This window comes from Streptomyces luteoverticillatus, from assembly GCF_003970715.1.
Classification (GTDB): domain Bacteria; phylum Actinomycetota; class Actinomycetes; order Streptomycetales; family Streptomycetaceae; genus Streptomyces; species Streptomyces abikoensis.
The window spans coordinates 1,989,075-2,009,663 of the sequence record NZ_CP034587.1 but is presented as its reverse complement, the minus strand read 5'-3'; the positions used below and the strand labels follow the sequence as shown (position 1 = coordinate 2,009,663).

Genomic DNA, 20,589 nt, shown 5'->3' with positions numbered 1-20,589 from the left:
GTCCCCGGAGGGAACGAGGGCGCGGAGGCATGCCGGAGTGCCGTGGAGGCGCGCCGCCCGGCGGGGGCGTCGGCGGACTCAGCCCGGGATCAGGCCGTCGTCGCTGAGCATGTCCCGGACCTCGTCGAGCGAGGCGTCGGGCGCGGGCAGGATCAGCTCGGAGGGCTCCAGCGCGTCGTCGGGCAGCGGAGTGCCCAGCCGGCGCACGGCGTCGAGCAGCGCTCCCAGCGTGCGCCGGAAGCCCTCCTCGTCGCCGCTCTCCATCTCCGCGAGCAGCTCGTCGTCCAGGCTGTTGAGCTCGGCGAAGTGGCTGTCGGCCAGTTTCACCTGGCCTTCCCCCATGATCCGTACGATCATGACGGTCTCCCTTGCTCGGTCGGCTCCCGTTGGGGGCGGATCGGCTCTTGTCGCTCAGCTCTTGTCGAAGCGCGGCCGGTCCTGGGGCTGGGCCTGCCGCTCCTGCCCCGGCGCCCCGCCCTCGATGGCCGGCTTGGCGGCCGTGCCGCCGGCCAGCTCGGCCTTCATCCGCTGAAGCTCGATCTCCACGTCGGAACCGCCCGAGAGCCGGTCCAGCTCGGCGGTGATGTCGTCCTTGGCCATGCCCGTCGGGTCGTCGAGCGCGCCGGAGGCCAGCAGCTCGTCGATGGCGCCCGCGCGGGCCTGCATCTGCGCGGTCTTGTCCTCGGCCCGCTGGATGGCCATGCCGACGTCGCCCATCTCCTCGGAGATGCCGGAGAACGCCTCGCCGATCCGCGTCTGCGCCTGGGCGGCCGTGTACGTCGCCTTGATGGTCTCCTTCTTCGTCCGGAAGGCGTCCACCTTGGCCTGGAGGCGCTGGGAGGCGAGCGTGAGCTTCTCCTCCTCGCCCTGGAGCGTCTGGTGCTGCGTCTCCAGATCGCTGACCTGCTGCTGCAGCGCGGCACGACGGGTCAGCGCCTCACGCGCCAGATCCTCCCGGCCGAGCGCCAGGGCCTTGCGGCCCTGCTCCTCCAGCTTTCCGGACTGGTTCTGGAGCTGATTGAGCTGGAGCTCCAGACGCTTGCGGGACGTGGCCACGTCGGCCACCCCGCGCCGCACCTTCTGCAGCAGCTCGAGCTGCTTCTGGTACGAGTAATCGAGGGTCTCGCGCGGATCCTCGGCCCGGTCCAGGGCCTTGTTGGCCTTCGCGCGGAAGATCATCCCCATCCGCTTCATGACACCGCTCATGGGCCTCGCGCGCCCCCTTCTGACCGACCTTGGCTCGGGCTTAGGCTCCGGCACATCTTTCAGAACCCACAGTACGGGCCCCACTTCCATTACCGCACCGTCCGGGCCCGGATGCGCTCCTCCTCCAGGACGATCAGGAAGCCGCCGCCTCACGCGCAAGGAGGAGTGGAAAACCCGGGGGAGGGGAGGCGCGCGAGCCGGGGCGCACGCCGGTCGTTGCCGGATCGTGCCCGCCCGGACCGCGATCGGGCCCCGGAAGCCCGTACCCTTGGGTCCCGTGTTCCGAAGCCGTTCGAAAGCGCAGGCCGCGACCCCCGAGGTGACCGCGGACCAGCCCAAGAAGCCCCGTGACCCGCAGGCGCCCAAGGGTCGCCCCACTCCCAAGCGCAGTGAGGCCAACTCCCAGCGCCGCACCCTGGCCGCCACCCCGGCCAACCGCAAGGAGGCCACCAAGCGCGCCCGCGAGGCGCGCCGCGCGGACATGGCCAAGCAGCGCGAGGCCCTGGCCAGCGGCGACGAGCGCTACCTGCCCGCCCGTGACAAGGGCCCGGTGCGCTCCTACGTCCGCGACTTCGTCGACGCGCGCTACTCGGTCGCCGAGTTCTTCCTGCCGCTGGCCGTGCTCATCCTCGTGCTGAGCATGATCAACCGCGGCGCCTTCCAGGCGTATGTGCTGCTCGCGTGGCTGGTGGTGATCGTCCTGATCGTCATCAACTCCGCGATCACCGGCATCACCCTCAAGCGTGCCCTCAAGCAGCGCTTCCCCGACGAGAACCTGCGCGGAGCCGTCCCCTACGGCCTCATGCGCACCCTGCAGATGCGCCGGCTGCGCCTGCCCAAGCCGAAGGTCAAGCGCGGGGAGAAGCGCTGAGCGCCTTCGCGTCGGGCTTCGGGGGCGGCACCGAAGGGTGGCCGAGCGGGCCCGGGGGGTTGCGGAACACCGTTCGTCAGGAACTGGTCGCCCGCCAGATCGACGAGCAGATAGCCGGCCGGTTCCCGGTCGGCCGTCGGCTGCGCGTCCTCGACGTCGGCCTCGGCCAGGGCACCCAGGCGCTGCGCCTGGCCCGTGCCGGCCACGAGGTCACCGGCCTGGAGTCGGACCCCGAGATGATCGCCGGGGTCCGCGCGGCGCTGGCGGGCGAGCCCGAGGGCATCCGGGAACGGGTGCGGCTGATAGAGGGCGACGGGCGGGACACGGGCGCGCACTTCCTGCCGGGCGCCTTCGACGTCGTGCTCTGCCACGGCGTCCTGATGTACGTACCGGAGCCGGACCCGCTGCTCGCGGCGCTGGCCCGGGTGCTCGCCCCGGGCGGGCTGCTCTCCCTGCTCGTCCGCAACGCGGACGCGCTGGCGATGCGGCCGGGCCTGTCCGGTGACTTCGCCACCGCGCTGCGGGCGTTCGACTCGCCCGCGTACACCGACCGCCTCGGCCTCGAGGTCCGCGCGGACCGCCGGGAGACGCTGACGGCGACACTGGCCGGGATCGGCGCGCCGCTGCGGGCCTGGTACGGGGTGCGGGTCTTCTCCGACCTGGCGGCGACGGCCCCCGCGGACCTCGACCAGCTACTGGCCGCGGAGGAACGCGCGGGCCGCACGGACCCGTACCGGGCGGTGGCGGCGCTGCTGCACCTGTGCGGGGTGCGGGGCGGCTGAGGTTTCCGGGGGCTTCGCCCCCGGATCCCCGAGAACCGTCAGCTCTCCGCCGCCGCGTGGAGACTCATCGGCGCCGCGTAGATCTCCGTGTCGTCCTCGAAGAGGCGGACCTGGTCCACGCCGCCGTCCAGCAGGGCGCGCCACTCCTCGCCGACCCAGGACTCCGCGTCCCCCTGCGTCGTGAACTCCTCCGGCTCCACCGGCGGCTCCGTCTCCGTCCCGTCGGCCTTCTCGAACCGCCACGTCCACGCCATGTCCGCCTCCTGGGCGATCGGGAACCTCTGTGGTCGCAGCCTAACGGTCACCGGTGACGCCCAGTAGTGATGGATCGCGCCGGGCCCGCCGACGCGAGACGATCAGGGGGTGGAACTGACTCTCCTCGGCACCGGGGCCCCCGAGGGCCTGCCGCGCCCCGACTGTCCCTGTGCCGCCTGCGCCTGTGCCGTGGGCGACGAGGCGCGGGCGGCGACGTCCCTGCTCGTCGACGGCGCGCTGCTGCTCGACCTCACCCCCGGGCCCGCCTTCGCCGCCGCCCGCGCCGGGCGGTCGATCGCCGGGGTGCGGCAGGTGCTGCTCTCCCACCCGCACGACGGGCCCGCCGTGGAGTTCCCGGCCGGGCTGCCCGCGCCGGTGCGGGTGCCGGACGGGCGCGAGCTGTCGGTGATCAGCGGGCACCGGGTCCGGGCGATGGCGCTGGACGCGCCGGGCACGGGGTACGAGGTGACGGCGCCGGACGGCGAACGGCTGCTCTACCTGCCGCCGGGCGCCGCGCCGGCCGGGCTGTCGCAGGCCACGCGGCCCGGCCCGTACGGGATGGTGCTGCTCGACGTGCTCGGGCGGCCCGACGCGCTGGCCCGGCTGCGGGAGACGGGGGCGGCGGGATCGACGACCGACGTCATCGGCGTCCACCTGGACCACGACGTGCCGCCCGGCCGGGAGCTCCACCGCCGGCTGGCGGCGGCGGGGGCGCGCACGGTGCCGGACGGCACCACGCTCGTCGTCGGCGACTACCACGCAGTACCGGACCTGCCCCGGCGGACGCTCGTCGTGGGCGGCGCCCGGTCGGGGAAGTCCGTGGAGGCCGAGCGGCGGCTGGAGTCCTTCCCCGAGGTCCTCTACGTGGCCACGAGCGGCACGCGCGAGGGCGACCAGGACTGGGCGGCGCGCGTCGCCCACCACCGCGAGCGCCGGCCGGGCTCCTGGCGCACGGTCGAGACCTGCGACCTCGTGCCGCTGCTGGCCGCCGACGGCCCCCCGATGCTGATCGACTGCCTGGCGCTGTGGCTGACCGACGCCATGGACTCCGTCGGCGCGTGGGACGACGCCACGTGGGCGAACGGCGGCGAGGAGGCCCTGGCCGGGCGGACGGCGGCGCTGGTCGCCGCGATACGGGCGACCCGGCGGACGGTGGTGCTCGTCAGCAACGAGGTGGGCTCGGGCGTGGTGCCCGCGACGGCGTCGGGGCGGCGCTTCCGCGACGAGCTCGGCCGGCTCAACGCGGCGGTCGGCGACGAGTGCGAGCACGTACTGCTGGTGGTGGCGGGGCAGGCGCTGCCCCTGCGGTGACAGGCGACAGCACGGCGGCCCCGCACCGGGAGGGTGCGGGGCCGTTCGTCGGAGTTGGAGCCCGGGCCGGTTACGGCAGCGCGAGCATCCGCTCCAGCGCCAGCTTCGAGTAGCGCGCGACCTCGGGGTCGACCTGGATGCGGTTGACGACCTTGCCCTCGGCGAGGGACTCCAGGGCCCACACCAGGTGCGGCAGGTCGATCCGGTTCATGGTCGAGCAGAAGCAGACCGTCTTGTCGAGGAAGACGATCTCCTTGCCCTCACTGGCGAAACGGTTCGCCAGGCGGCGGACGAGGTTCAGCTCGGTGCCGATGGCCCACTTGGAGCCCGCCGGGGCGGCCTCCAGCGTCTTGATGATGTACTCCGTCGAGCCCACGTAGTCGGCGGCGGCCACGACCTCGTGCTTGCACTCGGGGTGCACCAGGACGTTCACACCCGGGATGCGCTCGCGCACGTCGTCGACCGAGTCCAGGGAGAAGCGGCCGTGCACCGAGCAGTGCCCGCGCCACAGGATCATCTTCGCGGCGCGCAGCTCCTCGGCGGTCAGGCCGCCGTTCGGGCGGTGCGGGTTGTAGACGACGCAGTCCTCCAGCGACATCCCCATGTCGCGGACGGCGGTGTTGCGGCCCAGGTGCTGGTCGGGCAGGAAGAGGACCTTCTCACCCTGCTCGAAGGCCCAGGTCAGGGCGCGCTGGGCGTTGGAGGAGGTGCAGATGAGGCCGCCGTGCTCGCCGGTGAAGGCCTTGATGTCGGCGGAGGAGTTCATGTACGAGACCGGGACGGTCACGTCCGCGATGCCGGCCTCCGTCAGCACGTCCCAGCACTCGGCGACCTGCTCGGCGGTGGCCATGTCGGCCATCGAGCAGCCGGCGGCCAGGTCCGGCAGGACGACCTGCTGGGCGTCGGACGTCAGGATGTCCGCGGACTCGGCCATGAAGTGGACACCGCAGAAGACGATGTACTCGGCGTCGGGCCGGGCGGCCGCGTCGCGCGCGAGCTTGAAGGAGTCGCCGGTGACGTCCGCGAACTCGATGACCTCGTCGCGCTGGTAGTGGTGGCCGAGGACGAAGACCTTGTCCCCGAGCTTCGCCTTGGCCGCGCGGGCGCGCTCCACCAGGTCCGGGTCGGACGGCGCCGGCAGATCGCCGGGGCACTCCACGCCGCGCTCGCTCCGCGGGTCGGACTCGCGTCCGAGCAGCAGGAGGGCGAGGGGGGTGGGCTGGACATCCAAGGGCTGGGCGGTGGTCACGACACGCACCCTTTCTGTTCTGCGGACGGCTCTGCGAATGGCGCGTACGGACCTTCCCGCCGAGCCTTGTCGTCAATATGACGCTATCTATCATAACCGCTTCACGTCACTTTGACGATGGCCATCGCGTCGATGTGACGCATTCCCGTTCGGCCGACCGGTGTGCGAGCATGAAAGGCGGACATCACAGTCCACGCCCGGAATGAATCCGGGACCTCGGCGGTTGCTGGCGAGAGCAAGCAGTCCGCACCCGTACCGAACGACCCGGGAGTGAAGCAGATGTCCGTTCAGGACGAGAAGACCACGGTGAGCGACGGCATTCTCCTGTCCGACGCCGCTGCCGCGAAGGTCAAGACCCTGCTGGAGCAGGAGGGCCGCGACGACCTCGCCCTGCGCGTCGCCGTTCAGCCGGGCGGCTGCTCCGGTCTCCGTTACCAGCTCTTCTTCGACGAGCGCTCGCTCGACGGTGACGTCGTCAAGGACTTCGACGGCGTGAAGGTCGTCACCGACCGCATGAGCGCCCCGTACCTGGGCGGCGCCTCCATCGACTTCGTCGACACCATCGAGAAGCAGGGCTTCACGATCGACAACCCCAACGCCACCGGCTCCTGCGCCTGCGGCGACTCCTTCAGCTAAGCCTGACGCGAAGGGCGGCACCCCCGAGTCGGGGTGCCGCCCTTCGCCGTACCCGGCGCCGCGCTACTTCCGCTGCTGCTCCCGCACGGTCTCGCCGGACCCCAGGTCCACGACCTTGCGGTCGTCCAGCGGCCGGTCCAGCGACACCGTCGTGTCGAAGTGCTTGAGCATCATCACGCAGTACCGGCCCGGCTCCTTCTCCGCGCCCGTGACCTTCACCGTCACCGCCGCCCCGGACTCCTCCTTCGACGCCGCGTAGTCGCTGCACACCCCGCCCCAGAAGTGCAGGACCAGCTTCCGGCCGCCGTCCGTCGCGGTGTACGACTCCACGCGCATCACCCCGGACTTCGCCGGCCCGGACCCCGGCGTCGTGCCCGGCGAGCCCGGCGGGGGAGCGCTCTGCCGGGCGATGAACCTCGGGTCCACGGCCGGCTGGGCGATCGTGACCGTGTCGCCCTTGCCGCCGCCCGGCAGATCCGCCGTGAACAGCCACGAGGGCACCAGCGCCGGCCGCCCGCCCACGGACTGCGCGGACAGCCCCGGCACCGCGCCGCGCACGGTGACCGTCGCGGGCCCGTCCGGCTTCCCGCCCGGCTTCCCCTCGCAGGGCGCCGTCGCGTCGTCCTTGTACGGCACCGGCGTCGCGCAGCCGCCGACGGCCGGAGTGCCCGGCGCCGGGACCTTGTTGAGCTCGGCCAGCGCCCGGTCCGCGCTCAGCAGCGGATAGCTCGCGCCCTTCGCCGGGACCAGCAACCGTCCGCTGCCGCCGACCAGTTGCGCGTCCGACCCGACCCGCAGGCTGGTCTGCCAGCCGTAGGTGGGCAGGGAGTCCACCACCGGGTCGGCGGTGACGATCCGCACGGCCCCGTACGTCTTGCCGGCGTCCGTCCGCGCGCCCTCCAGGCCCAGGGCCTTGAGCACGGGCGCCGCCACGCTCTTCGCCTTGTCCTCGGACACGGGCTGCGAGGCGGCCGGGTCCGGGGGGAGGGACGGGACGCCGTCCCGGAAGGACGGGCAGCCCGGGGAGTCCGTGCCCTTCTTCGGGCCGGCGCCCGGCGGGTGCTCGCAGTGCGCCCCGCCCGGCACGCCGTAGCGCGAGTACGCCCAGTCGCCCGGGCCCTTCCGGCCGACCTGGAGCGTGGGGCCCGCCGCGTCGGGGGAGCCGCCGACCGTCCAGGTGTCCTGGACCAGCCGGGGCGTGCCCGGGACCCCGAGGGCCTTGGCGAGCGCCGCCACCTGCTCGGCGGTCACCTCGCGGTCGGCGACGCGCACGGCGCCGGTCCGCGGCCCGTCCGGCAGCTTTCCCTCCGCCCGGTAGCGCATCCCGTGGGGGTCCGGCTCGCCGGGCGCGATGCCCTGCGACGGGCCGCCGGAGCCGCTCGTCCGGCCGTAGCCGTCCAGCGCGAGCGGCGGGGGAGTGCCCCCGGTGTCGGCCGCCCGGGGTGGGGTGCCGCCGGCACCGCCCGTCGCCGTCGCCGCCCAGTACGCGCCTCCGCCACCCGCCAGCAGCACGGCCGCCGCCACCGACGCCACCGCCAGCGGCGAGTGCCTGCGCCGCCGATTCTCGGGGCCGCCGCCCGGACCGCCGCCCTCGGTGCTCACCACATCGCTCCTTCGCTCCGCTCAAAGTGATGTACAGCCACCTCCCCCGGGAGGGGGACGGCGCTTGGACGGAGCGCAGGAGCGAGCGGTTCCACCGAGTGGTTCGCCGGGAGGGCCCCGGTGGCCGTCTCAGTCGCCGTACTCGGACATTCCGTCCAGCAGCCGGGCGGAGCGGGCGGGCACAGAGACCCCGTGGATGAGCGAGATCGGCGTCCTCCCCACCCGCCGCGTCTCCCGGGAGGCGGGGGGAACGGTCCAGTCGCGTGCCATCCGTGCGCAGTCCTCGCGCAGTCCGGCCAGGGACTCCGGGTCGGGTGCGGAGACGTGCGGAGTGACGTCCTTCACAGTCTTCGGCATATCCGCACCGTACGCATGGGAGAGCCCGCGATGAAAGACCTACTATTAGGTAGATTTACGTACCGAGTGGCGGGAAGCGGACCTGGTCATCCGGCCGGAACCCGGTAGCGTGGTGTGGCTCTGCTTGAGAGCCGTCGTTCATGTCATCCACAGTTACCGCCCCCCAGGGAGCAGACCCGTCGTGCGTATCGCTGTCACCGGCTCCATCGCCACCGACCACCTGATGACCTTCCCCGGCCGTTTCGCCGATCAGCTCGTGGCGGACCAGCTGCACACGGTCTCCCTCTCCTTCCTCGTCGACGAGCTCGACGTCCGGCGCGGTGGCGTGGGCCCGAACATCTGCTTCGGCATGGGTCTGCTCGGTCTCAAGCCGGTCCTGGTGGGCGCCGCCGGCGCCGACTTCGCGGACTACCGCGCCTGGCTCGACCGCCACGGCGTCGACACCGCCTCCGTGCACATCTCCGAGGTCCTCCACACCGCCCGCTTCGTGTGCACCACGGACACCGACCACAACCAGATCGCGTCCTTCTACACCGGCGCGATGAGCGAGGCCCGGCAGATCGAGCTCCAGCCCGTCGCCGACCGCGTCGGCGGCCTGGACCTGGTCCTGATCGGCGCGGACGACCCCGAGGCGATGCTGCGCCACACCGAGGAGTGCCGCGCCCGCGCCATCCCCTTCGCGGCCGACCCCTCCCAGCAGCTCGCCCGCCTCGACGGCGACGACATCCGGGTGCTGATCGACGGCGCGGCATACCTCTTCACCAACGAGTACGAGAAGGCGCTCATCGAGTCCAAGACGGGCTGGACGGGCGAGGAGATCCTGGCCAAGGTCGGCACCCGCGTCACCACGCTGGGCGCCCAGGGCGTGCGCATCGAGCGCCTCGGCGAGCCGGTGATCGAGGTCGCCCCCGCCCAGGAGGAGGCCAAGGTCGACCCGACCGGCGTGGGCGACGCCTTCCGCGCGGGCTTCCTCGCGGGCGTCACCTGGGAGCTGTCGCTGGAGCGCGCGGCCCAGCTGGGCTGCATGCTCGCGACGCTCGTCATCGAGACGCTGGGCACGCAGGAGTACGAGCTGCGGCGCGGCCACTTCATGGAGCGGTTCGCGAAGGCGTACGGCCACGAGGCGGCGGCCGAAGTCCAGGCCCACCTGGCCTGACCCCTGTGGGGGGCTCCGCCCCCCACACCCCCGTTTCGCCCACCCGCCCGCCCGTTCACCCGGAAACGTCGATGCCGGGCAATCGGGCGGGCGGGTGGGCGAAACACCGCCGCGGTAGCGGCGGCGTCAGGCGCGGCGCCGCACCCGATACGCGACCCCGCGCTCAGCGGCCCGCTCCCCGACGTACTCCTGCCCCCGCATCTCGCACCACGCGGGGATGTCGAGCCGCGCGGCCTCGTCGTCCGACAGCACGGTGACGACGCCACCGACGGGCACATCCCCGATGACCTTCGCCAGCTCGATCACCGGAATCGGACACCGCTTCCCGAGCGAGTCGAGGACGAGCTCCTCGGCCGTACCGCCCGCCGAGGGCGCGGCATCGGACGGCGCACCAAGACGCTCGCGCACCGAAGCGACCACCCCCGGCAGGACGCCGAGGAACGCCTCCACGTCCTCCGAAGAAGCCCCCCGAGGCAGAGACACCCGCACGTTCCCCTCCGACAGCACCCCCATCGCCCGCAGCACATGGCTCGGCTCCAGCGTGCTGGAGGTGCATGACGACCCCGACGAGACCGAGAAACCCTCCCGGTCCAGCGCGTGCAGCAACGTTTCCCCGTCCACGTAGAGGCAGGAGAACGTCACCAGGTGCGGCAGCCGCCGCACCGGGTCGCCGACGATCTCCACGTCCGGGACGAGCTCGGGCACCCGGGCGCGGATCCGGTCGACCAGGGCCCGCAGCCGCGCGGCCTCCTCCGCCGCCTCCGCGCGCACGGCCCGCAGCGAGGCCGCGGCGGCGACGACCGCCGGGAGGTCGGGGAAGCCCGGGGCGCGGCCGGACTCCCGTTCGTCCACCGGTCCGCGTGCCGCGAACCGTACGCCCTTGCGCACGGCCAGCAGGCCCACCCCGGCCGGCCCGCCCCACTTGTGGGCGCTGGCGGTCAGCAGCGACCAGCCGGGGGCCACCGGGCCCCAGCCGAGCGACTGCGCGGCGTCCACCAGCAGCGGCACCCCCGCCTCCCGGCACGCCCCGGCGACCTCGGCGACGGGCTGCTCGGTGCCCACCTCGTGGTTGGCGGACTGGAGGGCCGCGAGCGCGGTGTCGGGGCGCAGGGCCGCCGCGTAGCCGGCGGGGTCGACGCGGCCGGATCGGTCCACGGGAACGCGGGTGACGCTGCCGCCCTCCGCCTCCAGCGCGTCGCCCGAATGGAGGACGGCGGAGTGCTCCACGGCCGACACCACCAGATGGCGGCCGGCCCGGCGGCGTCCGGCGAGCGCGCCGGCGATGCCGTCGTGGAGGGCGCGGGTACCCGAAGGAGTGAATGCGAGCTCGTCGGGCCGGCAGCCGACGGCCTCGGCCGAGGCCTCGCGCGCGGCGTCCAGCAGCAGCCGGGCGCGGCGGCCTTCGCGGTAGAGGCGGGCGGGGTCGGCCCAGCCCTCGTCGAGGGCGGCGAGCAGCGCCTGGCGGGCGACCGGGTGGAGGGGAGCGGCGGAAGCGGCGTCGAAGTAGGGCACAGATGAACGCTAACTCCGGGGACGGGCCACCCGCGGGGGCGTCCTCGGCTGCCCGTCGCGAGGGCCGTCGCCGGGGCCACCGGGAGTGCCGTCCACCCACCCCTCGCCGGAGCCGCCCGCAGGGCTCTGGGCTGCGCGGACGCCCTCTCCTGACGGTCCTCCAGATGGCCTCCGGAGCCCTGGATTCCACCCCTTCGGGGACCGGATCGGCGCGTTGGGCACCCTCCCCGCGCGACCCCAAATAGCGTCCAGTAGGGTTTGGTCCGCATAAACATCCAAACCCCTGCCCGCAGCGGGCCGGCGACCGACCAGCGAGACGGCCGCAGCCGGCCGCACGGGCGAGACTCTCGGGAAGGCGCTACGTGAGTCCCAACGGCTCCGACCGCTCGTCGCGGCGCCCGGTGCGGCGGAAGCTGCTGCAGGCGCTGGCCGCGGGCGCTGTCCTGGCGACCGCCACCGGTTGCACATCGAAGGACTTCCCCCGCCTCGGCATGCCAACGCCCGTCACGGAAGAGGCGCCGCGGATCCTCTCCCTCTGGCAGGGCTCCTGGGCCGCGGCTCTCGCGGTCGGTGTCCTGGTGTGGGGCCTGATTATCTGGAGCGTCATCTTCCACCGGCGCAGCAAGTCGAAGGTGGAGATCCCCACGCAGACCCGGTACAACATGCCCATCGAGGCGCTGTACACCGTGGTCCCCATCATCATCGTTTCGGTGCTCTTCTACTTCACCGCGCGTGATGAGAACAAGCTCCTGACGAACCCTGACAAGCCGCAGCACGTCGTGAACGTGGTCGGCTTCCAGTGGAGCTGGGCGTTCAACTACATCGAGAACGTCGACGGCAACACGGCCACCCCGGCGCAGCCGCTCCGTGAGAACAAGGAGCTCAACGCCATTCCCGACCGGTTCCTGAAGAAGGCGCCGCAGGGAGCGGAGGGTGTCTACGAGGTCGGCGTCCCCGGCGACCGCAACCCGCAGACCGGCAACCCGGGTCCGACCCTGTGGCTGCCCAAGGGTGAGACGGTCGAGTTCGTCCTCACTTCGCGGGACGTCATCCACTCCTTCTGGGTGGTGCCGTTCCTGATGAAGCAGGACGTCATTCCGGGCCACACCAACAGCTTCACGGTGACCCCCAACAAGGAGGGCACCTTCCTGGGCAAGTGTGCCGAGCTCTGCGGCCAGGACCACTCCCGGATGCTCTTCAACGTCAAGGTCGTCTCTCCCGAGCGGTACAAGGCGCACCTGAAGGAGCTGGCGGCCAAGGGCCAGACCGGTTACCAGCCGGCGGGCATCGCGCAGACGGATCACGCGAAGAACGCGGAGACCAAGAACAAGTGAGCATCCTCAACGAACCCCAGGGTGCCGCCGCCGCAACAGCCACGGCAGCACCGCCCGTACGCCAGAAGCAGCCCGGCAGTCAGGTGATCAAGTGGCTCACCACCACTGACCACAAGACCATCGGCACGATGTATCTGGTCACGTCGTTCGCGTTCTTCTGCATCGGCGGCCTGATGGCGCTCCTCATGCGCGCCGAGCTGGCCCGTCCGGGCACGCAGATCATGTCGAACGAGCAGTTCAACCAGGCGTTCACGATGCACGGCACGATCATGCTGCTGATGTTCGCGACGCCGCTGTTCGCCGGATTCGCGAACTGGATCATGCCGCTGCAGATCGGCGCGCCCGACGTGGCGTTCCCGCGGCTGAACATGTTCGCCTACTGGCTGTACCTGTTCGGCTCGCTGATCGCGGTGGCCGGCTTCCTCACCCCGCAGGGTGCGGCCGACTTCGGCTGGTTCGCCTACTCCCCGCTGTCGGACGCGGTCCGTTCGCCGGGTGTCGGCGCCGACATGTGGATCATGGGTCTGGCCTTCTCGGGCTTCGGCACGATCCTCGGTTCGGTCAACTTCATCACCACGATCATCTGCATGCGCGCGCCCGGCATGACGATGTTCCGCATGCCGATCTTCACCTGGAACGTGCTGCTGACCGGTGTGCTGGTCCTGCTCGCCTTCCCGGTGCTGGCCGCCGCGCTGTTCGCCCTGGAGGCGGACCGTAAATTCGGGGCCCAGGTATTCAGTGCGGAAAACGGTGGAGCACTGCTCTGGCAGCACCTCTTCTGGTTCTTCGGACACCCCGAGGTGTACATCATCGCGCTGCCGTTCTTCGGCATCATTTCCGAGGTCATTCCGGTGTTCTCCCGGAAGCCGATGTTCGGTTACTGGGGCCTCATCGCGGCGACGATTTCCATCGCCGGTCTTTCCGTGACCGTGTGGGCGCACCACATGTATGTCACCGGTGGCGTACTCCTGCCGTTCTTCTCCTTCATGACGTTCCTCATCGCGGTTCCGACCGGTGTGAAGTTCTTCAACTGGATCGGCACCATGTGGAAGGGCTCGCTGTCCTTCGAGACCCCGATGCTGTGGGCCGTCGGCTTCCTGATCACCTTCACCTTCGGTGGTCTGACCGGTGTCATCCTGGCCTCGCCGCCGATGGACTTCCACGTCTCGGACTCGTACTTCGTCGTCGCGCACTTCCACTACGTCATCTTCGGCACCGTGGTCTTCGCGATGTTCTCCGGCTTCCACTTCTGGTGGCCGAAGTTCACCGGCAAGATGCTGGACGAGCGCCTGGGCAAGATCACCTTCTGGACGCTGTTCGTGGGCTTCCACGGCACGTTCCTGGTGCAGCACTGGCTGGGTGCCGAGGGCATGCCGCGTCGTTACGCGGACTACCTCGCCTCCGACGGCTTCACCACGCTGAACACCATCTCGACCATCAGCTCCTTCCTGCTGGGCCTGTCGATCCTGCCGTTCTTCTACAACGTCTGGAAGACCGCCAAGTACGGCAAGAAGGTCGAGGTCGACGACCCGTGGGGCTACGGCCGCTCGCTGGAGTGGGCGACCTCCTGCCCGCCGCCGCGGCACAACTTCCTCACGCTGCCGCGCATCCGCTCCGAATCCCCCGCGTTCGACCTCCACCACCCGGAGATCGCGGCCCTGGAGCTCGAAGAGAACCTCGCGGGCGAGAAGGCCCTCGCGGGTGGCAAGGAGGCCGGCAAGTGAAGATCCAGGGCAAGATGTTCATCTGGCTCTCCGTCTTCATCCTCGCCATGGCGATCGTCTATGGCGTGTGGTCGAAGGAGACGGTCGGCACGACCGCGCTCTTCATGTCCTTCGGCCTGTGCATCATGGTCGGCTACTACCTGGCGTTCACCGCGCGCCGGGTGGACGCGGGTGCCCAGGACAACAAGGAGGCGGACGTCGCCGACGACGCCGGCGAGCTGGGCTTCTTCGCCCCGCACAGCTGGCAGCCGCTCTCCCTGGCGGTCGGTGGCGCCCTCGCCTTCATGAGCATCTGCTTCGGCTGGTGGCTCATGTACTTCTCGGCCCCGATCATCCTGATCGGCCTCTTCGGCTGGGTGTTCGAGTTCTACCGAGGCGAGAACCAGAACCAGTAGTTCCCGCGCAGTACACGACGGGCCCCGCGCACCTCACGGTGCGCGGGGCCCGTCGCGTCGTTCACCCGTGTGCGCCGTTCACCCGTGTGCACTCGCACCGGAAGCCGCGCGCGTCGATCCTTCCTACGGTGTGACCATGAGTCAGTCACCCCGACACGGCACGGTGCCCTTCTGGACCCTGCTGCTGTCCTCCGTGGCCCTGGTGGTGGTCACCGCGTGCGGCGGCTCGTCGAACCCGCTGGCCGACGAGCCCTACGACGCCACGGACGTCGGCCTGGCCGGCGGCGCCGGGGACGGCCAGAAGGCGGATCCCGGCAGGCCCGTCGAGGTGACCGCCGAGGGCGGCGACCGCATCACGGACGTGACCGTCACGGACGCCTCCGGCCGGCGCGTCAAGGGCGACCTGGACGCCGACGGCTCCCGCTGGCGCAGCACCGGCGCCCTGTCCGCCGGGGTGCGCTACACCGTGCGCGTCAGCACGGAGGACGAGGACGGGGCCCAGGGCCGCCGGACGATGGATTTCGAGACCAGCCGGGCCAACAGGGTGCTCCGGGTCGCGTTCGGCCCGCAGAACGGCACCTACGGCGTCGGGCAGCCCATCACCGCCGAGCTCAGCGAGCCCGTCCAGGACCCGGCCGCCCGCGCCGTCGTCGAACGCACCCTCAAGGTGGAGTCCGAACCCGCCGTCCAGGGCTCCTGGTACTGGGTGGACAACAAGACCCTCCACTACCGCCCGCAGGAGTACTGGCCCGCCCACGCCACCATCGACGTGCGCGCCACCCTGGAGGGCATCAAGGTCGGCAGCGGCCTCTACGGCGGCCCCGTCAAGGGCGTACGGCTCACCACCGGCGACCGGGTGGAGGCCGTCACCGACGCCAGCGCCCACTACATGACGGTCCTCAAGAACGGCCAGGAGCTCCGCTCCATCCCCGTGACCACCGGCAAGCCCGGCTACGCCACCCGCAACGGGGTCAAGGTCGTCCTGGGCCAGGAAGCCTTCGTACGGATGCGCGGCACCAGCATCGGCATCTCCGAGGGCAGTTCGGACGCCTACGACCTGCCCGTCTACTGGGCCACCCGGGTCACGTGGAGCGGCGAATACGTCCACGCCGCCCCCTGGTCCGAGGGCTCGCAGGGGGCGGACAACGTCAGCCACGGCTGCACGGGCATGAGCACCGCCAACGCCAAGTGGTTCTTCGACAACGTGCGCGTCGGCGACATCGTCAAGGTCGTGGGCAGCGCCGGGGCCACCATGACGCCCTTCGACAACGGCTTCGGCGACTGGAACATGCCCTGGAAGCAGTGGCGCGAGGGCAGCGCCCTGACCGCCGGGAAACGCGAGGGCACCGGCCCGGCCGACACGGCCCGGCTGCGCCCCCGCATCTAGCCCCGCGCGCCCGCGCCCGTCAGGCGTCCACCGACTGCCGCTGCCTCAGCAGCCCCGCCAGCGCCCCCGCCAGGGCCACCGGATCCACCGGATGGGTGACAGCCGCGTCGGCCCTGCTCCAGGTGGCCAGCCAGGCGTCCTGCGGACGGCCGATGAGCAGCAGCACCGGCGGGCAGCGGAACACCTCGTCCTTCAGCTGCCTGCACACCCCCATGCCGCCCGCGGGCGCCGTCTCGCCGTCCAGGACGCACACGTCCACCCGGTGCTCCTTCAGGGTCCGCAGGACCGCGGGCAGGGTCGCGCACTCCAGATAGCGCACCTCCGGCACGTCGGCGGCCGGCCGCCGCCCCGCGGCCAGCCGCACCTGCTCCCGCTTGCTCGCGTCGTCGCTGTAGACCAGCACCGTGGCGGTCGTCCGCATCGTTCCTCCATGCTCGTGGGCAGGCAGGGCTGTTGTGCGCGGATGCTACTCCGCGAAGACCGCCGAGCAGGAGGGGTCGACGGCTCCCGCGAGGCGCCCGAAGTGCCGCTTCCTCCCTTTGGGGGACCGGCCCAATGGGCCATACGAGCTGGCCATACGGTCTTGACACACCGAACGGCACCCCCCGGGGTGAGCGCGAGATAAGCGACCGACATAATGTCGGTCGTGGCGACAGCAACAGCAACAGATACCGGGCACGCGCACCCGTCGGTCAATCGACCGAACCTCACCAGCGTCGGAACCATCATCTGGCTGAGTTCCGAGCTGATGTTCTTCGCGGCCCTCTTCGCGATGTACTTCACCCTGCGATCGGTGACCGGCCCCGACCACTGGAAGGAAATGGCGTCCGCGCTGAACCTTCCGTTCTCGGCCACCAACACCACGATCCTGGTGCTCTCCTCCCTCACCTGCCAGCTCGGCGTCTTCGCCGCCGAGCGCGGTGACGTGAAGAAGCTGCGCATGTGGTTCGTGATCACCTTCGTGATGGGTGCCATCTTCATCGGCGGCCAGGTCTACGAGTACACCGCCCTGGTCAAGGAAGAGGGCCTCTCCCTCTCCTCGGACCCGTACGGCTCGGTCTTCTACCTGACGACCGGCTTCCACGGCCTGCACGTGACGGGCGGTCTCATCGCCTTCCTGCTGGTCCTGGGCAGGACGTACGCGGCCAAGAGGTTCACCCACCACCAGGCGACGGCGGCCATCGTCGTGTCCTACTACTGGCACTTCGTCGACGTGGTGTGGATCGGCCTCTTCGCCACGATCTACTTGATCAAGTAATCGGTCCTGTCCCGCACCGGACCAACAGTCCAGATCGACGCAGAAGATCCTGACACCGGGGTAATCCGTGAAAAAGCTCTCCGCACGACGACGCCATCCGCTGGCGGCGGTCGTCGTCCTACTCTTCGCGCTGGCGGTAACTGGGGGGCTGTACGCCGCGTTCGCGCCGGCCGACACGGCCAAGGCCGATGACAGCGCCCAGTCCCTCGCCATCGAGGAGGGCAAGAAGCTCTACTCCGTGGGCTGCGCAAGCTGCCACGGCACCGGCGGTCAGGGCACCACCGACGGGCCGAGCCTGGTCGGCGTGGGCGCCGCCGCCGTCGACTTCCAGGTCGCCACCGGCCGTATGCCGCTCCAGCAGCAGGGCGCCCAGGCGCCCCGCAAGAAGGCGATCTACTCCCAGGCCGAGATCGACCAGCTGGCCGCGTACATCGCCTCCCTCGGCGCGGGCCCGGCCCAGCCGACCAAGAGCCAGTACAGCCCGGAGGGCGCCGACATCGCGAAGGGCGGCGAGCTCTTCCGCACGAACTGCGCCCAGTGCCACAACTTCACCGGCAAGGGCGGCGCGCTCTCCAACGGCAAGTACGCCCCGTCGCTCGAGGGCGTCAACCCGAAGCACATCTACGAGGCCATGCAGACGGGCCCGCAGAACATGCCTTCCTTCCCCGACACCACCATGTCGGAGAAGAACAAGAAGGACATCATCGCGTACCTCGACACGGTCAACAGCGACAAGACCAAGAGCCCGGGCGGTCTCGAGCTGGGCGGGCTCGGCCCGGTCAGCGAGGGTCTGTTCGCGTGGATCTTCGGTCTCGGCGCCCTGATCGCCGTCGCCATCTGGGTCGCGGCCCACACCGCTAAGGCCAAGAAGTCATGAGTAGCCAAGACATTCCTGAAGAGACCCTGCCCGCCGCGCAGGGCGACGCGCACGGTGCCGTAGCCACCGCCGACGACCCGTTCGCCGACCCGGGGCTGCCGCCGCACGAGCACCGCAAGCAGGACATCGACGAGCGGGCCGCCCAGCGCTCCGAGCGCGTGGTCGCGTTCCTGTTCCTGCTGTCCATGCTGGCCACGGTCGGCTTCATCGCCGCCTATGTGTCCCTCCCGGTCGACAAGAGCATCTACGTCTTCCCGATCGGTCACATCAGCGCCCTGAACTTCGCGCTGGGCCTGACCCTCGGCGTGGCGCTGTTCTGCATCGGCGCGGGCGCGGTCCACTGGGCCCGCACCCTGATGTCCGACGTCGAGCACGCCGACGAGCGGCACCCGATCGAGGCCTCCCCGGAGGTCAAGGCCAAGGTGCTGGCCGACTTCAAGGCGGGCGCCGAGGAGTCGACCTTCGGCCGCCGCAAGCTGCTGCGCAACACCATGTTCGGCGCGCTGGCCCTGGTGCCGCTCTCCGGTGTGATGCTGCTCCGCGACCTCGGTCCGCTGCCCGGCACCAAGCTGCGCAAGACCGCCTGGTCCGAGGGCAAGATGCTCATCAACCAGAACACGCTGCAGCCGCTGCGCCCGGAGGACGTCCAGGTCGGCTCCCTCACCTTCGCCATGCCCGAGGGCATGTCGGAGGAGGACCACGACTTCCAGAAGCAGATCGCCAAGGCCGCCCTGATGATCGTCCGGCTCCGCCCGGAGAACATCAAGGACAAGAAGTCCCTGGACTGGTCCGCCGACGGCATCGTCGCGTACTCCAAGATCTGCACCCACGTCGGCTGCCCGATCAGCCTCTACGAGCAGCAGACGCACCACGTGCTGTGCCCGTGCCACCAGTCGACCTTCGACCTCTCCGACGGCGGTCGAGTGATCTTCGGCCCGGCCGGCCACGCCCTTCCGCAGCTGCGGATCAAGGTCAATGACAAGGGCTACCTTGAGGCCATGGGCGACTTCTCCGAGCCCGTCGGTCCTGCGTACTGGGAGCGCGGATGAGTACTGCCACCACTGACAACCGCCGCAAGGCACCCGCGGGCGAGCGGGTCGCCGACTGGGCCGACGGCCGACTGGGCATCTACAGCCTGGCCAAGGTCAACATGCGGAAGATCTTCCCGGACCACTGGTCCTTCATGCTGGGTGAGGTCTGCCTCTACAGCTTCATGATCATCATCCTCACGGGTGTGTATCTGACGCTGTTCTTCCACCCCAGCATGAACGAGGTCGTCTACCACGGCTCGTACGTCCCCATGCAGGGCATGCGGATGTCCGAGGCGTTCAAGTCGACCATGGACATCAGCTTCGACGTCCGCGGTGGTCTGCTCATCCGGCAGATCCACCACTGGGCGGCGCTCATCTTCGTCGCGGCCATGCTCGTGCACATGATGCGCGTCTTCTTCACCGGCGCGTTCCGCAAGCCGCGTGAGGTCAACTGGGTCTTCGGCTTCCTGCTGCTGGTCCTCGGCATGTTCACCGGTTTCACCGGTTACTCGCTGCCGGACGACCTGCTCTCGGGCACCGGTGTCCGGTTCATGGAGGGAGCGATCCTCTCCATCCCGATCGTCGGCACCTACGTCTCGATGTTCCTGTTCGGGGGCGAGTTCCCCGGCTCGGACTTCGTGCCGCGGTTCTTCTCGATCCACGTCCTGCTGCTGCCGGGCGTCATGCTCGGCCTGCTGGTGGCGCACCTGATCCTGGTCTTCTACCACAAGCACACCCAGTTCCCCGGCCCCGGCCGGACGAACAACAACGTGGTCGGCATGCCGCTGCTGCCGGTCTACATGGCCAAGGCCGGAGGCTTCTTCTTCCTGGTCTTCGGTGTGATCGCGGCCATCGCCGGCCTCGCGTCGATCAACCCGATCTGGGCCATGGGCCCGTACCGCCCGGACCAGGTGTCCACCGGCGCCCAGCCCGACTGGTACATGGGCTTCTCCGAGGGCCTCATCCGTGTGATGCCGGGCTGGGAGATCAACCTGTGGGGCCACACGCTCGTCCTGGGCGTGTTCATCCCGCTGATGATCTTCCCGCTGGTGCTGGCCGCCATCGCCGTCTACCCGTTCATCGAGTCCTGGGTCACCGGCGACAAGCGTGAGCACCACCTGCTGGACCGCCCGCGCAACGCCCCGACGCGCACCGCGTTCGGTGTCGCCTGGCTGACCTGGTACCTGGTGCTGCTGGTCGGTGGTGGAAACGACCTGTGGGCCACCCACTTCCACCTGTCGATCAACGCCATCACCTGGTTCGTCCGGATCGGCTTCTTCGTCGGCCCGGTCCTCGCCTTCATCGCCACGCGCCGGATCTGCATGGGTCTCCAGCGCCGCGACAAGGAGAAGGTGCTGCACGGCCGCGAGTCGGGCATCATCAAGCGCCTGCCGCACGGTGAGTTCGTGGAGATCCACGAGCCGATCTCGCAGGAGCAGATGCACACCCTCACGGCGCACGAGCAGCCCAGGCCGCTCGAGCTGGAGCCGGAGGTCGACGAGAACGGCGTGGCGCGCAAGATCGGCGCCGGCCAGAAGCTCCGCGTGAAGCTCTCGAAGGGCTTCTACGGCGAGGGGACCCACATCCCCAAGGCCACCGCGGAGGAGTACCAGGAGATCACGAGCGGCCACGGCCACCACTGATCC

Annotated in this window: 21 protein-coding genes; 13 read left to right on the top strand and 8 right to left on the bottom strand. The window is 70.6% G+C overall.

Features of this window, described 5'->3' with window-relative positions; genetic code table 11:
• Positions 1-78: 78 nt before the first annotated feature.
• Together pspAA and EKH77_RS08480 are read right to left on the bottom strand one after the other, a co-directional pair.
• A complete protein-coding gene (pspAA, locus tag EKH77_RS08485; protein WP_126913800.1) occupies positions 79-357 on the bottom strand; it encodes a PspA-associated protein PspAA in 279 nt (92 codons plus the stop codon).
• Between the two features lie 54 nt (positions 358-411).
• Entirely contained in the window at positions 412-1,206 is a 795-nt protein-coding gene (locus EKH77_RS08480; protein WP_126913799.1) for a PspA/IM30 family protein, read from the bottom strand.
• Between the two features lie 277 nt (positions 1,207-1,483).
• On the opposite strand from EKH77_RS08480, the gene EKH77_RS08475 reads away from it, so the two are divergent.
• Together EKH77_RS08475 and EKH77_RS08470 are read left to right on the top strand one after the other, a co-directional pair.
• A complete protein-coding gene (locus EKH77_RS08475; RefSeq protein ID WP_240667270.1) occupies positions 1,484-2,077 on the top strand; it encodes a DUF3043 domain-containing protein in 594 nt (197 codons plus the stop codon).
• Positions 2,078-2,136: 59 nt separating this feature from the next.
• Entirely contained in the window at positions 2,137-2,859 is a 723-nt protein-coding gene (locus EKH77_RS08470; RefSeq protein ID WP_240667269.1) for a methyltransferase domain-containing protein, read from the top strand.
• A gap of 38 nt (positions 2,860-2,897) precedes the next feature.
• On the opposite strand, the gene EKH77_RS08465 is transcribed toward EKH77_RS08470, so the two are convergent.
• The gene (locus EKH77_RS08465; RefSeq protein WP_126913798.1) at positions 2,898-3,113 is read right to left on the bottom strand and encodes a hypothetical protein; all 216 of its coding nucleotides are present in this window, start codon (positions 3,111-3,113) and stop codon (positions 2,898-2,900) included.
• Positions 3,114-3,222: 109 nt separating this feature from the next.
• On the opposite strand from EKH77_RS08465, the gene EKH77_RS08460 reads away from it, so the two are divergent.
• Positions 3,223-4,425, top strand: a complete 1,203-nt coding sequence (locus tag EKH77_RS08460) for a bifunctional adenosylcobinamide kinase/adenosylcobinamide-phosphate guanylyltransferase (protein ID WP_164737764.1) — start codon at positions 3,223-3,225, stop codon at positions 4,423-4,425.
• Positions 4,426-4,495: 70 nt separating this feature from the next.
• Here EKH77_RS08460 and nadA read toward each other — a convergent pair whose 3' ends face one another.
• On the bottom strand, positions 4,496-5,674 hold the full coding sequence (gene nadA, locus EKH77_RS08455) for a quinolinate synthase NadA (protein ID WP_126913797.1): 1,179 nt from the start codon (positions 5,672-5,674) through the stop codon (positions 4,496-4,498).
• A gap of 279 nt (positions 5,675-5,953) precedes the next feature.
• Between nadA and erpA the strand changes: the two genes are divergently transcribed.
• Entirely contained in the window at positions 5,954-6,310 is a 357-nt protein-coding gene (gene erpA, locus EKH77_RS08450) for an iron-sulfur cluster insertion protein ErpA (protein WP_121798529.1), read from the top strand.
• Positions 6,311-6,373: 63 nt separating this feature from the next.
• Here erpA and EKH77_RS08445 read toward each other — a convergent pair whose 3' ends face one another.
• Complete coding sequence (locus tag EKH77_RS08445; protein ID WP_126913796.1) at positions 6,374-7,912, bottom strand: hypothetical protein; 1,539 nt, start codon at positions 7,910-7,912, stop codon at positions 6,374-6,376.
• A 129-nt stretch (positions 7,913-8,041) separates the two neighbouring features.
• On the bottom strand, positions 8,042-8,269 hold the full coding sequence (locus EKH77_RS08440; RefSeq protein ID WP_126913795.1) for a hypothetical protein: 228 nt from the start codon (positions 8,267-8,269) through the stop codon (positions 8,042-8,044).
• A gap of 181 nt (positions 8,270-8,450) precedes the next feature.
• On the opposite strand from EKH77_RS08440, the gene EKH77_RS08435 reads away from it, so the two are divergent.
• Positions 8,451-9,425 carry a carbohydrate kinase family protein gene (locus EKH77_RS08435; RefSeq protein ID WP_126913794.1) on the top strand — a complete coding sequence of 325 codons (975 nt, stop codon included), beginning with the start codon at positions 8,451-8,453 and terminating at the stop codon, positions 9,423-9,425.
• Between the two features lie 126 nt (positions 9,426-9,551).
• On the opposite strand, the gene EKH77_RS08430 is transcribed toward EKH77_RS08435, so the two are convergent.
• Complete coding sequence (locus tag EKH77_RS08430) at positions 9,552-10,937, bottom strand: cysteine desulfurase/sulfurtransferase TusA family protein (protein WP_126913793.1); 1,386 nt, start codon at positions 10,935-10,937, stop codon at positions 9,552-9,554.
• A 362-nt stretch (positions 10,938-11,299) separates the two neighbouring features.
• Here EKH77_RS08430 and ctaC point away from each other — a divergent pair, with 362 nt between their 5' ends.
• From ctaC to EKH77_RS08410, 4 genes are all read left to right on the top strand, one after another.
• Positions 11,300-12,271 carry an aa3-type cytochrome oxidase subunit II gene (ctaC, locus tag EKH77_RS08425; protein WP_126913792.1) on the top strand — a complete coding sequence of 324 codons (972 nt, stop codon included), beginning with the start codon at positions 11,300-11,302 and terminating at the stop codon, positions 12,269-12,271.
• Positions 12,268-13,995 (top strand): aa3-type cytochrome oxidase subunit I, encoded by a 1,728-nt coding sequence (ctaD, locus tag EKH77_RS08420; protein WP_126913791.1) that lies wholly within the window; start codon positions 12,268-12,270, stop codon positions 13,993-13,995. Before ctaC ends, ctaD begins: the two co-directional genes overlap by 4 nt.
• Positions 13,992-14,390 carry a cytochrome c oxidase subunit 4 gene (locus EKH77_RS08415; protein ID WP_126913790.1) on the top strand — a complete coding sequence of 133 codons (399 nt, stop codon included), beginning with the start codon at positions 13,992-13,994 and terminating at the stop codon, positions 14,388-14,390. The genes ctaD and EKH77_RS08415 overlap by 4 nt, the downstream gene beginning before the upstream one ends.
• 136 nt (positions 14,391-14,526) lie before the next feature.
• Positions 14,527-15,777, top strand: coding sequence for a L,D-transpeptidase (locus EKH77_RS08410; protein WP_126913789.1), 1,251 nt, complete (start codon positions 14,527-14,529; stop codon positions 15,775-15,777).
• 19 nt (positions 15,778-15,796) lie between these two features.
• Here the strand turns inward: EKH77_RS08410 and EKH77_RS08405 are convergent, their stop codons facing one another.
• Positions 15,797-16,198 carry a hypothetical protein gene (locus tag EKH77_RS08405; RefSeq protein WP_126913788.1) on the bottom strand — a complete coding sequence of 134 codons (402 nt, stop codon included), beginning with the start codon at positions 16,196-16,198 and terminating at the stop codon, positions 15,797-15,799.
• A gap of 216 nt (positions 16,199-16,414) precedes the next feature.
• On the opposite strand from EKH77_RS08405, the gene ctaE reads away from it, so the two are divergent.
• The 4 genes from ctaE to qcrB all read left to right on the top strand — a co-directional run bounded on the left by ctaE (position 16,415) and on the right by qcrB (position 20,586).
• Positions 16,415-17,035 (top strand): aa3-type cytochrome oxidase subunit III, encoded by a 621-nt coding sequence (ctaE, locus tag EKH77_RS08400; protein ID WP_126913787.1) that lies wholly within the window; start codon positions 16,415-16,417, stop codon positions 17,033-17,035.
• A 67-nt stretch (positions 17,036-17,102) separates the two neighbouring features.
• Positions 17,103-17,912, top strand: a complete 810-nt coding sequence (gene qcrC / locus EKH77_RS08395) for a cytochrome bc1 complex diheme cytochrome c subunit (protein ID WP_126913786.1) — start codon at positions 17,103-17,105, stop codon at positions 17,910-17,912.
• Positions 17,909-18,961 (top strand): cytochrome bc1 complex Rieske iron-sulfur subunit, encoded by a 1,053-nt coding sequence (gene qcrA, locus EKH77_RS08390; protein WP_126913785.1) that lies wholly within the window; start codon positions 17,909-17,911, stop codon positions 18,959-18,961. Before qcrC ends, qcrA begins: the two co-directional genes overlap by 4 nt.
• A complete protein-coding gene (gene qcrB, locus EKH77_RS08385; RefSeq protein WP_126913784.1) occupies positions 18,958-20,586 on the top strand; it encodes a cytochrome bc1 complex cytochrome b subunit in 1,629 nt (542 codons plus the stop codon). The genes qcrA and qcrB overlap by 4 nt, the downstream gene beginning before the upstream one ends.
• Positions 20,587-20,589: the final 3 nt, after the last annotated feature.